Below are 15948 nucleotides of genomic sequence, written 5' to 3'. Positions count from 1 at the left end.
TGTAAGGATCTTGAGGTGTGTTCGCCCTGCGAAAATCTGGGGATGGCGAAGATTGTCTGATGGCGATCTGGAAAGGTGGAGATCCTGAAGGCGGGGAGCCCGCGGTGTGATGGCCGCGGGAAAGAGTCACGGGAAAGACAGGAAAGAGCCGCGGGAAAGAAAAGCGTGGTGGTGGGATGAAAAAGGATGTGAATCCGGCGCTGTCCCGAACAGCGGCGGATTCACATCCTTCAGGTGTTTATGGGGAGGGGGGGTCGCCCCGCGACGGTTCGTCGGCGATGGTTCCTGGATCATTCGGTTGTCGTTTTCGGGATTTTTGGTCAGCTGATGACGGCCGGCACCGGTGATGGCCGACGATGGGGGCCGTGGCGCTGGCTGGCGGGAGGCTGCCGGGGGTGGCAGATCAGTGTTTGGCGGCCTGCACCAGCTCGGTCAGGACGCCGCCGGTGTCCTTCGGGTGCAGGAAGGCGATGCTCGCGCCCATGGAGCCGTGCCGGGGCCGTTTGTCGACCAGCCGGACCCCGGTGGCGCTGATCGAGGCCAGTGCGTTCTCCACGTCCTCGACGCCGTAGCCGATGTGATGAACTCCCTCGCCGTTGCGGGCGAGGAACTTGCCGACCGGCGAGTCCGCCCGGGTCGGCTCCAGCAGCTGCACATAGGAGCCGCCCGCGGGGCCGTCGGCGACGGACAGCATGGCTTCGTGGACCCCCTGCTCCTCGTTGACCTCCTGGGACGCTACCGTGAGGCCGAACGTCGTCTCGTACCAGGAGATGGACTTCTCCAGGTCGCGGACGGCGATGCCGACGTGGTCGATTCTGGTGAACATCGCGGTCTGTGCCCCTCTTCCGTGGTCGTCGTGGTCGTCGTGGCCGTCGCAATTGTCATGATCATTATGATTACCGTGATCGTCGCGGTGATGCGGATGAAGGAGGCGCGGGAAGTGCGGGCGGCTCGCCGTCCCGCCGTCCCGTCCTCACCGGGATCGTTCCGGGATGCTGCCACACCTGACCGCGAGCGGCGCGGATACGCGGGTCGCCCCTGCTCGCCCGGCATGTTGGTCATGATCACGTTATGGTTACCGAAGACGCTGTCGTACCTGCGGGAGGCCCACTCATGCCTGGTTCCGTCATCGTGGCCGGCGCCCGGACGCCGATCGGCAAACTGTCCGGTTCGCTGAAGAGCTTCTCCGCCGTCGAGCTGGGCGGGTTCGCGATCAGGGCCGCGCTGTCACGGGCCGGGATCAGCGGTGACCAGGTCGATTACGTGATCATCGGGCATGTGATCCAGGCGGGCCAGGGCCAGATCACCGCCCGGCAGGCGGCGGCCAGGGGCGGCATCCCGCTGAGCGTTCCCGCGCTCACCGTGAACAAGGTCTGCCTCTCCGGGCTGGACGCGATCGCGCTGGCCGACACCTACATCGCCAGCGGCGAGTTCGACATCGTCGTCGCCGGTGGGATGGAGTCGATGACACACGGCCCGCACCTGTTGCGGTCCCTGCGCGCGGGCGTCCGCTACGGCAACGCCGAACTTGTGGACGCGACCGCGTACGACGCCCTGACCTGCGCGTTCGACCAGGTGGCGATGGGGGATGGCACCGAGCGGGGCAACGCGACGCGGGGTATCGGCCGGGCCGAGCAGGACGAGTTCGCCGCCCGGTCGCACCAGCGGGCCGCCGCCGCGATCAAGAACGGCCTGTTCGACGAGGAGATCGTCCCGATCGAGGTGCCGCAGCGCCGCGGCGACCCGATACTGATCAGCCAAGACGAGGGCGTCCGCGGTGAGACCACCGCGGGCTCGCTGGCGAAGCTGCGCCCCGCCTTCGCCGCCGACGGCACGATCACGGCCGGTTCGGCGTCGCAGATCTCCGACGGCGCCGCGGCCGTCGTGGTCGCCAGCCGGGCCAAGGCGGCCGAGCTCGGCCTGCCCGTGCTCGCCGAGGTCGGCCATCACGGTTTCGTCGCCGGCCCGGACCCGTCCCTGCACTCCCAGCCGTCGAACGCGATCCTGGCGGCGCTGCGCAAGGAGGGGCTGACCCCGGCGGACGTGGACCTCTACGAGATCAACGAGGCGTTCGCCGCGGTGGGCATCCAGTCCATGCGCGACCTCGGTATCGGCCCGGACGTCACCAACGTCAACGGGGGCGCGATAGCGCTCGGGCACCCGGTCGGCATGTCCGGTACCCGCATCGCCCTCACGCTCGCCCACGAGCTGCGCCGCCGGGGCGGCGGTACCGGTGCCGCCGGCCTGTGCGGCGGCGGTGGCCAGGGCGACGCGCTCGTGCTGCGCGTCCCGGCGTGAGCTCGGCCCCGGTGGTCCTCCCGGCACCCGGGCCGGCTCTCGCGCGCTCCGCGGCCCCGGCCGACCTGGTGGACGCCGCCGTCGCCGGCTCCCCGCGGGCGCTCGCCCGGCTGATCTCCCTGGTGGAGGACGCCTCCCCGCAGCTGCGGGAGATCATGGCCCTGCTGGCGCCACGCACCGGCCGGGCGCAGGTGATCGGCCTCACCGGTTCCCCCGGGGTGGGCAAGTCGACCTCGACGTCCGCTCTCGTCGGCGCGTTCCGCGCCCGTGGCCTGCGGGTCGGTGTCCTGGCCATCGACCCGTCGTCCCCGTTCAGCGGCGGCGCGCTGCTCGGGGACCGGGTGCGCATGCAGCAGCACGCCACCGACCCCGGCGTCTACATCCGCTCGCTGGCCTCCCGCGGGCATCTCGGCGGGCTGTCCTGGGCGACCCCACAGGCACTGCGCGTGCTGGACGCGGCCGGCTTCGACGTGGTGCTCGTCGAGACGGTGGGGGTGGGCCAGGCCGAGGTCGACATCGCCTCGCTGGCCGACACCACGCTGGTGCTGCTGGCGCCGGGGATGGGCGACGGCGTCCAGGCGGCCAAGGCCGGCATCCTGGAGATCGCCGACGTGTTCGTGGTCAACAAGGCCGACCGGGACGGCGCGGAGCACACCTACCGGGAGCTCAAGCACATGATCGCCCTGACCGGGCCGGCCGGCGGCCAGCGGTGGCAGCCGCCGGTGGTCAAGACCGTCGCGTCCCGTTCGGAGGGCGTCGACGAGATCGTGGACGCGATCGTCGATCACCGTGCGTGGATGGTCGAGCGGGGCGTGCTGGACGCCCGCCGGCGCCGGCGGGCCGCCGACGAGATCGAACAGATCGCGCTCACCGAGCTGCGGGCCCGCATGGGCGGCCTGCGGGACGCCACCCTGCTGGACGCGCTCGCGGGCGAGGTCGTCGCGGGCGCGCTCGACCCCTACACGGCCGCCGAGCGCGTGATCGCCAGCATGACCGCCAGCGCGACCGGCGGTGGGACGATCATCGGGTGATCCGGCCGGTTCCCGCCGGCCGGCCGGGGCGCCGGGCCGGCGCTACTGGTGCGCGTGGCGCGCGTGGTGCGCGGCCTGCTGCCGCTCGCCGCGGCGCACTGCCAGATGGCCGGCCGCCGCGATCACCGCGTTGACGTCGAGGGGCGCTCCGGCGACATCCACCGCGCCCGCCTGCCGCAGCCTGGTCAGGTCCCGCGGGTCGTCGTCCGTGGTGAGGACGACAGCGGGGATCTGCCCGGCGGTGGCGTCCGCCGCGAGCGCCCGCAGCAGTTCCTCGACCGGGGCGTCGGGCAGGATCCGGTCCAGCAGCACCAGCGCCGGCCGGGCACGCCGTACGGCGTCCAGCGCGAGGGCGGCGCGCGGGACGCAGACCGTGTCCGCTCCCAGCGAGCTGCGCAGCACATGGGTGACCATCGCCCGGGTCGCCGGATCACCGCTGACGTGCACGACCCGCAGGCGGTTGTCGACCGTCCCCGTCGCTGGCCCTGGCCCTGGCCAGGGTCCTGGCCTCGCTCCTGCCGGCCGGCCCGTGACGGCCGGCGGCGGCCCGAACCCGTCATCGTCGTCCGGGTCGTCGTAGGCGTCGTAGGCGTCGTCGAAACGGACGTCGATGGTGTCCAGGACCACGGCGAACACGCTGCCCACCCGGTAGCGGCTGGCCGCCGTCAGAACGCCGCCCATGGCCGTGACCAGGGCGTGGGACAGCGCCAGCCCCAGCCCACTACCCTCGACGCCGCTCCGTTCGGCTCCGAGCCGTTCAAACGGCCGGAACAGCCTGCTCATGGCCTCGGGGGGCAGGCCGTTGCCGTCGTCCTCGACCTCGATCCGCACCCGGGCCCCGGTGACGGGCACGATCCCGACGCGGACGGTGCCGCCCTCCCGCCCGTACTTCAGGGCGTTGCCGACCAGGTTGAGCAGGACCTGCCACAGCCGCCGCCGGTCGGCGTCGGCGACCAGCGGCTCGGCCGGTGAGATGACCCGCCGGATCCCGCGCTGCGCGGCCAGCGGCTCGACCAGCTCGACGACACCCTGGACGATCTCCAGGACGTTGACGGGCCCCTTGTTGATGTCCCCGCGGCCGGCCCGCAGCCGGGCGAGGTCGAGCACGTCGTCGATGAGGGCCTGCATGTGCCGGCCACCGGTGATGATCCGTTCGATGTCGTCGTGCAGCTCCGGGGCCAGCGGCTCGAGCTCCAGCAGCTGGGCGAAGCCGAGGACCGCGTTGAGGGGGGTGCGCAGCTCGTGGCCGAGCCGGGCGATGAACTCGTCCTTCGCGCGGGACTCCCGTTCGGCCGCCTCCCGGGCCCGGATGTCCTCGGTGTCCTGGGCGGCGATCACGAAGCCGCCGTCGGGGTCGGCCCGCACCGACACCAGATAGGGCGCCGGGTTGCCCGCGGCGTCGACGAGGTCGACGGTTCCGCGCCACTGGCCGGTACGGCCGAGCGTCCGGGGCACGACATCGCGCAGCCGGACCCGCGAGGACGGCTCCACCACGTCGACCAGGTCCCGCAGATGGGTCGTCCCGGCCAGCCGTTCACCGAGAAAGGTCCTCGCGGCCGCGCCCGCGTCGAGCACGCGGCCGTCCGCGCCGACGAGTACGACCAGGCTTGTCAGCGCGTCGAGGAGGGTCCGTGGAACCACCTAGGCCTCGTCGTCCCGTGCCTTGTCATCCCGGTCATCGCGCATCGTCCACTCCACGGCGGGCAATAGTAGGGCGTGCCGTCGAAGAGCGTTGTCCCGGGTTTGGTCGAGTGTCCGTTTATGCCGTCCCAGGGATGGAACCTGCACAGAAGGTAGCATCCGGCGGCTGGTCGTCGCCAATGCTGGCACACTCACCAATCCCGGCAGGCTCACCGATACCGGCACGAAGGCGGTGGCAGCCATGGTAGATCTTGAACCATGCTCGTAGCGTTCAGCGTGACCCCGATCGGCACCGGCGAGGACGTCGGCGACCTGGTCGCCGAGGCGGTGCGGGTGGTCCGCGCCAGCGGCCTGCCCAACGAGACATCGGCGATGTTCACGACGGTCGAGGGGGAGTGGGACGAGGTCATCGACGTCGTGCGCCGGGCGGTCGAGGCCGTGGCCGCGCGGTCCGGACGGGTGAGCCTGGTACTCAAGGCCGACATCCGCCAGGGGGCCACCGACGCGATACACACCAAGGTCGCCTCGATCGAGCGGCGCCTGGCCCAGGAGTGACCCGGCGGCGTTCTGTCGCCCGGCCACGGGGCCGGGCGGGCCGGGCGGGCCGGCCAGGCTGGGCGGGTTGGGCTGATTCGTCGGGTCTGCGTGCCCTCCGAGCCGGCCGGATACGCGGTGCCGGCCGGCTGCTGGCACCCGGTCCGCCGAGGCGGTGTCCGGTTTCGCTGCCCGGATGCAACGATGGAGTCATGCCACGGAGGTCACCCATGTCGTCCGGGCCCCGGTCGTCAGGACCAGGGCCCGCCAGGTCGCGAAACGCCTCGCCCTCAGATCCACGGCTTTCCGGCGAACTCGCCGGCCTCCGCTTCGCCGGCGCGGTCCCGCTCGACCCCAAGCCCGCGCCCGCCCGGCCGGCGGCCACCGCCGCGGGTGCAGCCCGAGCCGCCCAGGCGGGCCCGGGCGCGCCGGCGCAGCCCGTCGTCGTGGACGTCAGCGAGGCCACGTTCGCCACGGAGGTCCTGCAACGGTCCATGCAGGTCCCGGTGGTGGTCGACTTCTGGGCCGGCTGGTGCGGCCCGTGTAAGCAGCTCAGCCCCATCCTCGAGCGGCTGGCGGAAGCCGACGGCGGCCGCTGGGTCCTCGCCAAGATCGATGTGGACGCGAACCCGCAGCTCGCCCAGGCCGCGGCCGTCCAGGGCATTCCCGCGGTCAAGGCGATCGTCGGCGGGCGGATCATCGGTGAGTTCACCGGCGCCCTGCCCGAACGCGAGGTGCGGGCCTGGCTCGACCAGCTGCTCGCGCTCGTCGACGAGGCCACCGGCGGCCTGCCCGGCGGGCCGGACGAGGCCCCCGCCGACCCGCACCACGCCGCCGCGCAGGAGGCGCTCGCCCGCGGTGACCTCGAGGCCGCCGCGGCGGCCTACCGGGCCGGGCTCACCGAAGCCCCCGGTGACCAGGACGCGGCGCTGGGGCTCGCCCGTGTCGAGCTCTTCCAGCGGGTGGCCACGATCGACGCGGCCGCGTTGCGTGCCCGGTTGTCGGCCGACCCCGACGACGTCGAGGCGGCCATCATGCTGGCCGACGTCCTGGTCGCCCGGGGCGAGGTCGAGACGGGCCTGACCCGGCTGGTCGGCGTCGTCCGGCGGACCACCGGTGACGAGCGGGAGCGTGTCCGGGCCCACCTGGTCGGCCTGTTCCAGGCGTTGGGGGACGCCGAGCCGGCGGTCGCCCCGGCCCGCCGCGCCCTCGCCGCCGCCCTGTTCTGAAAACGTCCCGGCATGCCGGGCGTTTTCCCGGCCGGCCGGGCGCACCGTGCCGGCCCGACGAGCCCCGCCGGGCCGGCACGGGCCGGCCGGTTCCCGGCTGGTCAGTTCTGGACGGAGCCCTCGTAGCACAGCCACAGGGTGCTCAGGGCGGGCAGGGTGAGTGTCGCCGACGCCGGCTGGTTGTGGCGGGTGGTGTCCACGGCGAGCACGGAGCCCAGGTTCCCCAGCCCGCTGCCGGCGTACTCGGTGGCGTCGGTGTTGATGAGCTCACGCCAGCGGCCGGCGAACGGCAGCCCGAGCTGGTAGCCGGTGTGCGGGACGCCGGAGAAGTTGGTGACGCAGGCGAGCACCCGCCCGCCCGCCGGGCCGCCGGCCGGAGCGCCGCCGGCCCGGCCACCGCCGGCCGGAGCGCCGCCGGCCCAGCGCAGGAACGAGAACACGTTGTTCTCGGCGTCGTTCGCGTCGATCCAGGAGAACCCCTCCGGGGAGGTGTCCCGTTCCCACAGGGCGGGGGCGGCCCGGTAGGCCCCGTTGAGGTCCTTCAGCAGCGTGGCCACGCCCCGGTGGCCCGGGTCGTCCAGGTGCCACCAGTCCAGCGAGCGGGCCTCGGACCACTCGGCCTCCTGGGCGAACTCCCCGCCCATGAACAGCAGCTGCTTGCCCGGGTGCGCCCACATGTAGCCGTAGAGCGCGCGCAGGTTGGCCAGCTGCTGCCGGCGGTCACCGGGCATCTTGCGCAGCAGCGAGCCCTTCCCGTGCACCACCTCGTCGTGGCTGAGCGGGAGGACGAAGTTCTCCGAGTACGCGTACATCATGGAGAAGGTCATCTGGTGGTGGTGGTACACGCGGAACACCGGCGCCCGGGAGAGGTAGTCGAGCGTGTCGTGCATCCAGCCCATGTTCCACTTGAAGCCGAAGCCCAGGCCGCCCAGGTGCGTCGGGCGGGTCACCCCCGGCCAGGCCGTCGACTCCTCGGCGATCATCAGTACGCCCGGGACGCGCCGGTAGACCGTGGCGTTGGTCTCCTGCAGGAACGACACCGCGTCCAGGTTCTCCCGGCCGCCGTGGACGTTGGGGACCCACTCGCCCTCGGCCCTGGAGTAGTCCAGGTAGAGCATGGAGGCGACGGCGTCCACCCGCAGCCCGTCGACGTGGAACTCCTCGAACCAGTACACCGCGTTCGCGACCAGGAAGTTGCGCACCTCGGGACGCCCGAAGTCGAACACGTACGTCCCCCAGTCGGGCTGCTCGCCGCGGCGGGGGTCGGGGTGCTCGTAGAGCGGGGTGCCGTCGAAGCGGCCCAGCGCCCAGACGTCCCGGGGGAAGTGCGCCGGCACCCAGTCGACGATCACACCGATGCCGGCCTGGTGGAGCTGGTCGACGAGGTAGCGGAAGCCGTCGGGGTCGCCGAAGCGTGACGTCGGCGCGTAGTAGGCCGACACCTGGTAGCCCCAGGAGCCACCGAAGGGATGCTCGGCCACGGGCAGCAGCTCGACGTGGGTGAAGCCCATCTCCCGCACGTGGGCGACGAGCTCGGTGGCGAGCTGCCGGTACGACAGCCCGCGGCGCCAGGAGCCCAGGTGCACCTCGTAGACCGAGACCGGCCTGGTGTGCCACGCGGTGCGCCTGCGCCGCGCCAGCCATGCCTCGTCGTTCCAGGTGTAGCCGGACTCGAAGACGACGCTCGCCGTGGCCGGCGGGTTCTCGGTGTGCAGCGCGAGCGGGTCGGCCTTCTGCCGCCAGACGCCGTCGAAGCCGAGGATCTCGTACTTGTACCGGCAGCCGGCGCCGATGCCGGGCACGAACAGCTCCCAGACGCCGGTCGAGCCCAGGGAGCGCATCGGGTAGGCCCGGCCGTCCCAGAAGTCGAAGTCGCCGACCACCCGCACACCGCGGGCGTTCGGCGCCCACACGGCGAAACCGACCCCGCTGACCTCGGTTGTGCCGGTGCTGTCCGGGTAGCGGCGCACCCGCGCGCCGAGCGCCTTCCACAGCTGTTCGTGGCGGCCCTCGCCGATGAGGTGCAGATCCATCTCCCCGAGGGTGGGCAGGTGGCGGTAGGGGTCGTCGACGACGTGCGTGGCGTCGCAGTACCGGACCTCCAGCCGGTAGCCGGAGACGGCGCTGGTCGGCAGCGCCACGGCGAACACCCCGGCCGTGTGCAGCCGGGTGCATGCGAACCGCTCCTCTTCGGTGATGACGACCACGCTCACCGCGTCCGGCCGCAGGGCCCGCACGATCGTCCACTCCCCGTGGGGATGGGCACCGAGGATGTGGTGCGGGTCGTGGTGCGAGCCGTTCACCAGCCGTTCGAGCTCGGCGGCGGCGACGAGCAGGGGCGGGGGAGGCGACGTCGGGGTGTCCTGGCCGCCGGCGCCCCGCTTCGTCCCGCTCCGCTGCGCCGTGTCCCCCTCCGCTGCGCCGTGCTCCGCTCCGCTGTGCTCCGCGCTGCCGTGCTGGACCGCGGTGTGCTCGCCGCGGCCGGGCCCGCCGTCCCGGTACGCCGCTTCGGGATAGCCGCCGTCTTCGGGATACCCGGTGCCGTAGCCGGTGTCGCCGTGGCCGCTGCCCCGGCGGCCGGTGCCGCCGTGCCCGGCCATGGCCATGGCCGGCAGCGGGGAACGGGCGAGCCCGGAGCTGACGTCGCTCGGAAGACCGCTGGCGTCGCGGCGGCAACCGCCCGGGTGCCCCTCGTCGGCTCCACCTGCCGCGCTGTCAGGACCGATCATGGACAACACGCCATCCTTAGAACGTAGTCATCCGTCCGTGGAGGTCAGCCGTTCGACCGAACCGAGCGGGATCGGCAGCCACGATGGGCGGTGACGGGCCTCGTAGACGACTTCGTACACAGCCTTGTCGAGCTCGAACGCTCGCAACAGGGCAGCTTCCTCGCGTGGGTCGTGCCCGCGGACGCCGGCGTACCCGGTGCAGAAGGCGTCACGGTTGCGAGCCGCCCATTCCTGCGCGCGATATCTGAGTCCGGACTCGTCCTCCCGTTCCACCAACAGCGACCGTTCCAACAACAACGACTGGGCCGCGTAGTCGAATGATCGGAGCATGCCGGCGACATCACGATGGACGGACTGCAGCGCTGTGCGTTCTGCCAGCGGACGTGCCGGTTCACCCTCGAAGTCGAAGAGTACCCACCCCGAGTCCACCCGTAGCACCTGCCCCAGATGGTAGTCGCCGTGTACCCGCTGCAGGGCGACCGGTGACGTCTGGCGGGCGAGTGCGTCGTAGGCGGCGCGCAGCCCCGGCTCGAAGGCCCGCAGCCGCTCGACGGCCCTGATCGCGGCGTCCAGCCGCCCGTGCATCCCGGTGGCCTGCGCCTGCAGGGTCCCGGCGTCGCCGACAGCCGTGGGGAGCGTCTCGGCGATGATGCGGTGCACGTCCGCGGTGGCCGCGCCCAGCCGCTCGGACTCGGCCGCGAAGTCGCCGCCGACCTCGTCGGCGTGCAGGTCCGCCTCCGCGTAGAGGTCCCGGACGCTGGCGAGGGCGAGCCGCCAGCCCTCGGTGCCGCTGCGGAGGAACTCCTGCATGAACGCGAACGTGGCGCGCTGGCCGTCGAGAACACCGTCCAGCCAGGCCAGCGGCCGGGCCACGCTGGGGCTGCCCGCGTCGGCGAGCGCGCGGGTCATCTCCAGGTCCGGGTTCGTCCCTGGCCACAGCCGCCGGAAGACCTTCAGGATGTAGGCGTCGCCGTACACGACCGAGGTGTTGGACTGCTCCGCGCCGATCACGTGGGCGGGGAAGAGCTCGAGCTCCTCCAGCGTGTGCGGCACGAGCCCGTCGCGGGCCGTCCGGTCGCGGACGAACGCCAGCAGGGCGGCGCTGCCCTCCGGATCGTGCAGCCCGTCGTAGACCAGCCCGTCGGCGCACTTGCCGACGAAGAAGCCCTCGTGCCCGTAGGGCGCGTCCGGCCGCACCACCAGCGGTACCTGGTAGTGGTCGGCCGGACCACCATCGGTATAGCGGACCTCGACGACGAAGTGGCGCAGCAGGTCGGACAGGCGCACGTCGCGGACGACACGCAGGCCGGCCCAGGGCCGGCCCTTGCCGGCGAACCAGCGCTGCCGCGGCAGCCAGGGGGGCAGGAGGGCGACCAGATCAGAGTTGCCGCCCACCATCGTCGACCTCCTCGCGCCGTCACCACCTGGCGACCATCCTCGTGACGTGTACGCCCATCGTGACGTGTACGCCCTACCCTGCCGTATGTCTGGCCGGCCGGTACGTCCCGGCCCGTCAGGAGCCCAGTTCCCCCGCCCGGGTGAGCGCGAACCAGTAGTGCCCGTGCCCGGCCAGGGTCAACAGGTACGGCAGTTCCCCGATCGGCGGGAAGCGCACCCCGCCGAGCAGTTCGACCGGCACCATTCCGGTGAACCTGCGGAGATCGAGCTCCACCGGCTGGGCGAAACGTGACAGGTTGGCCACGCAGAGCACTCGGTCGTCGCCGAACTCCCGGACAAAGGCGAAAACAGACGGATTGGACGCCGGGAACTCCTCGAAACTGCCGAGGCCGAAGACCGGGTGCCGCTTGCGCACCTCGATCATCCGCCGGGTCCAGGACAGGAAGGACGTCGGCATCCGCTGCTCGGCCTCGACGTTGAGCGCCTGGTATCCGTACACCGGATCCATGATGGGCGGCAGGTAGAGCCGGGCCGGGTCGCTGGTGGAGAAACCGGCGTTGCGGTCCGGGGACCACTGCATCGGCGTCCGCACACCGTCCCGGTCGCCCAGGTAGATGTTGTCACCCATGCCGATCTCGTCGCCGTAGTAGATCACCGGTGAACCGGGCAGCGAGAGCAGCAGCGCGGTGAAGAGCTCCATCTGGTCGCGGCTGTTCTCCAGCAGCGGGGCGAGCCGGCGGCGTATCCCGATGTTCGCCTTCATACGCGGGTCCTTCGCGTACTCGGCGTACATGTAGTCGCGTTCCTCGTCGGTGACCATTTCCAGGGTCAGCTCGTCGTGGTTGCGCAGGAAGATGCCCCACTGGCAGTTCGGCGGGATCGCCGGTGTCTGCGCCAGGATCTCCGAGATGGGGTAGCGGGACTCCCGGCGGACCGCCATGAAGATCCGCGGCATCAGCGGGAAATGGAACGCCATGTGGCACTCGTCGTCGTCGCCGAAATACTGGACGACGTCGGACGGCCACTGGTTCGCCTCGGCCAGCAGCACCCGGTCGGCGTATTTGGCGTCGATCTCCTTGCGGAGCCGCCGCATGTACTCGTGGGTCTCCGGCAGGTTCTCGCCGTTGGTTTCCTCCCGTACGTAGAGGTACGGGACGGCGTCCAGCCGGAATCCGTCGATGCCGAGGTCCAGCCAGAAGCGCAGCACCTCGAGCATGGCCTCCTGGACGTCCGGGTTGTCATAGTTGAGGTCGGGCTGGTGGGAGAAGAAACGGTGCCAGTAGTACTGGCCGCGCACCGGGTCCCAGGTCCAGTTCGACTTCTCCGTGTCGACGAAGATGATCCGGGCGTCGAGGAACTTCTGGTCCGTGTCCGACCACACGTAGAAGTCGCCGTACGGGCCGTCCGGGTCGCTGCGGGAGGCCAGGAACCACGGGTGCTGGTCGGAGGTGTGGTTCATGACCAGGTCCGCGATGATCCGGATGCCCCGGCGGTGGGCCTCGTCCACCAGGTTGACGAAGTCCCCGAGGTCGCCGAACTCGGGCAGGATCCGGAAGTAGTCGGAGATGTCGTAGCCACCGTCCCGCAGCGGTGACTCGTAGATCGGCAGCAGCCACAGGCAGTCGACCCCGAGCCAGCTCAGGTAGTCGAGCTTGCTGGTGACCCCGCGCAGGTCGCCCGTGCCGTCACCGTTGGAGTCGGCGAAGCCCCGGATGAGGACCTCGTAGAAGACCGCCCGCTTGAACCACAGCGGGTCGCGGGATGGTTCGTCGGCCGGGGGCGGGACGGCACCCCCGGCCGACGTCCCGCCCCCGGCCTCTCCGGTGCCCTCGGTGCCCTCGGTGCCCTCGGTGTCCTCGGTGCTCCTGGCGCTCATGCCCGGCGCCGGACGTCGAGGATGTGGGCTGGTTCCGTCGCCGGGTCCAGCCGGACGTAATTCTCTTGCCCCCACGTGTAGTCAGCCCCGCTGATCTCGTCGTGAACATGGAAGGTCTCCCGCCACTCGAGGCCGAGGGCGGGCATGTCGAGACGGACGGTCGTCTCCCGGGCGTTGCGCGGATCCAGGTTGACGACGACCAGGACGCAGTCGTCGCCCGCCGCCCCCCCGGAGCGCTTGGAGAAGACGAGGAAATCGTCGCCATCGGCATGGTGGAAACGAAGGTTACGCAGCCAGTGCAGCGCCGGATGCTCCCTGCGTATCCGGTTCAGCCTGGCAAGATATGGTGCGAGTGAGCGTCCGTCCTGTTCGGCACCGGCCCAGTCCCGCGGCCGGTACTGGTATTTCTCGGAGTCCAGGTACTCCTCGCCGCCGGCCCGTACGGGAGCGTTCTCGAACAGCTCGTAGCCCGCGTAGACCCCCCACGACGGCGACATCATCGACGCCAGTACCGCGCGGATCCTGAATGCCGCCTCACCGCCCTCCTGCAGGTAGCCGGGCAGAATGTCGGGAGTGTTGACGAAGAAGTTCGGACGCATGTAGTGCGCGGTCTCCAGCAGCTCCCGGCCGTATGTCTCCAGCTCCGACCTCGTGTTGCGCCAGGTGAAGTAGGTGTACGACTGGGTGAAACCGACCCGCGCCAGCGCCCGCATCATGGACGGCCGGGTGAACGCCTCGGAGAGGAAGAGCACGTCCGGCTCGACCGACTTCACCTCGGCGATGAGCCACTCCCAGAACTGGACCGGCTTGGTGTGCGGATTGTCGACCCGGAATATCCGCACCCCGTGCGAGGTCCAGTACCGGACCACCCGCAGCACCTCGTGGTAGAGCCCGACCGGGTCGTTGTCGAAGTTGAGCGGGTAGATGTCCTGGTACTTCTTCGGCGGGTTCTCCGCGTACGCGATGGAGCCGTCGCTGCGCACGGTGAACCACTCCGGGTGCACCTTGGCCCACGGGTGGTCGGGCGCGCACTGCAGGGCCAGGTCGAGGGCGATCTCCATGCCCAGGGCGCGGGCCCTGGCGACGAAGTCGTCGAAGTCGTCGATCGTCCCCAGGCCCGGGTGGACGGCGTCGTGGCCACCGGCGTCACTGCCGATCGCCCACGGCGAGCCCGGGTCGTCAGGGCCCACGACCAGGGTGTTGTTCGGGCCCTTGCGGTTGACCTCGCCGATGGGGTGGATCGGCGGCAGGTAGACCACGTCGAAACCCATCGCGGCGACGGCGGGCAGCCGCTCGGCGGCCGTCGCGAACGTTCCGGAACGCGGCGGGTCCAGGCTCGCACCCTCGGAACGGGGAAAGAACTCGTACCAGCTGCCGAACAGGGCCCGGGGCCGGTCCACCCAGATCCGGTACAGGGGCGAGCGGGTGATGAGCTCCCGCAGCGGGCACCGGGTGAGCAGGTCGACCAGCGCCGGGTCGCACGCCGGCGCGATCCGCCCGTGCGGATCCGTCAGCGTGTCGTCGCGCAGGACGTCGACGGCGTGCCGGACCGCCGCCCGCCGGCTTTCGGGAATCCCGGGCAGGGCGCGCAGCAGGAGCCGGGCGCCGTCCTCGAAGTCCACCGACAGCTCGTCCGTGCTCTGGCCGGCGGCTGTCTTGACCTCGACAGCGTGCCGCCAGGTGGCCACCGGATCGGCCCAGGCCTCGATGCGGAAGCCCCACAGGCCCTCCGAGTCGACCCGGACCTCGGCTTCGTAACGATCAGTGCCCGCTGTGGCCTGCCGCATCCGGGTGAACGGGTTCCCGCGGCCGTCCGGGCCTGACAGCGCCACGTTGGCGCCGATCAGGTCGTGTCCGTCGCGGAACATCGTCGCGGCGACGGTGAGGGTCTCACCCTCGACGGCCCGCGACGGCCACTGCCCACAGGAGACGGCGGGGCTGACGTCAGAGATGACAACCCGGCCTATGGAACGTCCGATCATCGCCGCGACCTTATCCAGGTGGACCACCCCTTGATAGTCGGCCTCTCCTGTACCAGTTGGTGGCACCCCAACGTGAACAGCGTGGGGCCACCAGATGGGGGGGTGTTGGGGGTGCGGAGGTGCTCCGCCGGGGGAGGAGGATGTCGGCATCGGATCGAAGTCTCCACGTTGATACGCGTTCGCGGCCGGGACCGGTGCCGGGCGCGTACCGGTCCGCCGCCATCGGTCCCGCTCCGGGATACCCGGGCCCGCCGGGTCCACGCGGGTGGGGCACCACCTGCCCGGCGCGCCTGCCACGCCGGCGGCCGCCCGCCCGCGCCGCGCCGCGCCGCCGGCCGCCGGCTGTCCCGGGGGCTGTCCCGAACGGGCGCGCACGTGCGTCCGGGAACCCTGGAGAGGTCCCGTTCGTCCCGCAGAACACAAGGCCCCATAACCCCACGTCGCCGTGGGCATGCGTGATCGAGTCCAGTAGGCTGCGTCGCGTTCGGTGCGGGGGGCGGCCAGGGCCCCGGAATACAGGAACAGCCCCGATCGCAATGACAGCAGGAGGAGCAAGTGGGAGTCAGCCTCAGCAAGGGCGGAAACGTTTCGCTGACCAAGGAGGCGCCCGGCCTGACCAGTATCGTCGTCGGCCTCGGCTGGGATGTCCGCAGCACGACCGGCGCTGATTTCGATCTTGATGCGAGCGCGATCGCCCTCGGATCCAATGGCAAGGTCCTCTCGGACAGTCACTTCGTCTTCTTCAACAATCTCAAGAGCCCGGACGGTGCCATCGAACATCAGGGCGACAACCTCACCGGCGAGGGCGAGGGCGACGACGAGGCGATCAACGTGAGTCTCGCCGGTCTGCCCGTGGAGGTCGACAAGGTGGTGTTTCCGGTTTCGATCTATGATGCGGACACGCGCCAGCAGAACTTCGGCCAGGTCCGCAACGCGTTCATCAGGATCGTCAACGGGGTGGGGGGCACCGAGATCGCGCGTTACGATCTCACCGAGGACGCCTCCACCGAAACTGCGATGGTCTTCGGTGAAGTCTACCGGCACGGCGCCGAGTGGAAGTTCCGGGCCGTCGGCCAGGGCTATGCCTCCGGGCTTGCCGGCATCGCCCGGGACTACGGAGTCAATGTCTGATCCTTCTGCCCTGACGCCCGGTCGTCGCGACCGGGCGGCCCGGGCCGGGGAAGCGGGCCGGGAGCGCCGGTGCCACCGCGTCCGCCGGGCCGTGGACGG

General features: G+C 71.2%; 11 protein-coding genes. 5 read left to right on the top strand and 6 right to left on the bottom strand.

The features are described from left to right. Positions 1-403: 403 nt before the first annotated feature. Positions 404-826, bottom strand: coding sequence for a methylmalonyl-CoA epimerase (gene mce / locus AC5LSR_RS08360; RefSeq protein WP_250281315.1), 423 nt, complete (start codon positions 824-826; stop codon positions 404-406). A gap of 287 nt (positions 827-1113) precedes the next feature. Between mce and AC5LSR_RS08355 the strand changes: the two genes are divergently transcribed. Next, positions 1114-2298, top strand: coding sequence for an acetyl-CoA C-acetyltransferase (locus tag AC5LSR_RS08355; protein ID WP_250281317.1), 1185 nt, complete (start codon positions 1114-1116; stop codon positions 2296-2298). Next, the gene (gene meaB / locus AC5LSR_RS08350; protein ID WP_493468320.1) at positions 2295-3329 is read left to right on the top strand and encodes a methylmalonyl Co-A mutase-associated GTPase MeaB; all 1035 of its coding nucleotides are present in this window, start codon (positions 2295-2297) and stop codon (positions 3327-3329) included. The genes AC5LSR_RS08355 and meaB overlap by 4 nt, the downstream gene beginning before the upstream one ends. A 42-nt stretch (positions 3330-3371) precedes the next feature. Here meaB and AC5LSR_RS08345 read toward each other — a convergent pair whose 3' ends face one another. Beyond that, positions 3372-4970, bottom strand: a complete 1599-nt coding sequence (locus AC5LSR_RS08345; protein WP_250281322.1) for an ATP-binding response regulator — start codon at positions 4968-4970, stop codon at positions 3372-3374. A gap of 258 nt (positions 4971-5228) precedes the next feature. Here AC5LSR_RS08345 and AC5LSR_RS08340 point away from each other — a divergent pair, with 258 nt between their 5' ends. Both AC5LSR_RS08340 and AC5LSR_RS08335 read left to right on the top strand, forming a co-directional pair. Continuing rightward, a complete protein-coding gene (locus AC5LSR_RS08340; RefSeq protein WP_250281324.1) occupies positions 5229-5525 on the top strand; it encodes an MTH1187 family thiamine-binding protein in 297 nt (98 codons plus the stop codon). Positions 5526-5734: 209 nt separating this feature from the next. Next, positions 5735-6733, top strand: a complete 999-nt coding sequence (locus AC5LSR_RS08335; protein WP_493464706.1) for a tetratricopeptide repeat protein — start codon at positions 5735-5737, stop codon at positions 6731-6733. A gap of 101 nt (positions 6734-6834) precedes the next feature. Here AC5LSR_RS08335 and glgB read toward each other — a convergent pair whose 3' ends face one another. The 4 genes from glgB to AC5LSR_RS08315 all read right to left on the bottom strand — a co-directional run bounded on the left by glgB (position 6835) and on the right by AC5LSR_RS08315 (position 14718). Next, positions 6835-9462, bottom strand: a complete 2628-nt coding sequence (gene glgB / locus AC5LSR_RS08330) for a 1,4-alpha-glucan branching protein GlgB (protein WP_250286114.1) — start codon at positions 9460-9462, stop codon at positions 6835-6837. A 27-nt stretch (positions 9463-9489) separates the two neighbouring features. Continuing rightward, entirely contained in the window at positions 9490-10860 is a 1371-nt protein-coding gene (locus tag AC5LSR_RS08325) for a maltokinase N-terminal cap-like domain-containing protein (protein WP_250292477.1), read from the bottom strand. A 115-nt stretch (positions 10861-10975) separates the two neighbouring features. Next, entirely contained in the window at positions 10976-12736 is a 1761-nt protein-coding gene (treS, locus tag AC5LSR_RS08320; RefSeq protein WP_250286112.1) for a maltose alpha-D-glucosyltransferase, read from the bottom strand. Next, positions 12733-14718 carry an alpha-1,4-glucan--maltose-1-phosphate maltosyltransferase gene (locus tag AC5LSR_RS08315; protein WP_250286111.1) on the bottom strand — a complete coding sequence of 662 codons (1986 nt, stop codon included), beginning with the start codon at positions 14716-14718 and terminating at the stop codon, positions 12733-12735. The genes treS and AC5LSR_RS08315 overlap by 4 nt, the downstream gene beginning before the upstream one ends. A gap of 555 nt (positions 14719-15273) precedes the next feature. On the opposite strand from AC5LSR_RS08315, the gene AC5LSR_RS08310 reads away from it, so the two are divergent. Further along, on the top strand, positions 15274-15849 hold the full coding sequence (locus tag AC5LSR_RS08310) for a TerD family protein (RefSeq protein WP_250281145.1): 576 nt from the start codon (positions 15274-15276) through the stop codon (positions 15847-15849). Positions 15850-15948: the final 99 nt, after the last annotated feature.

The sequence above is a fragment of the Protofrankia sp. CiP1_Cm_nod4 genome (genome assembly GCF_982290645.1).
Note: the sequence above shows the minus strand (reverse complement) of the source record. Positions and strands in the feature narration are given on the sequence as shown.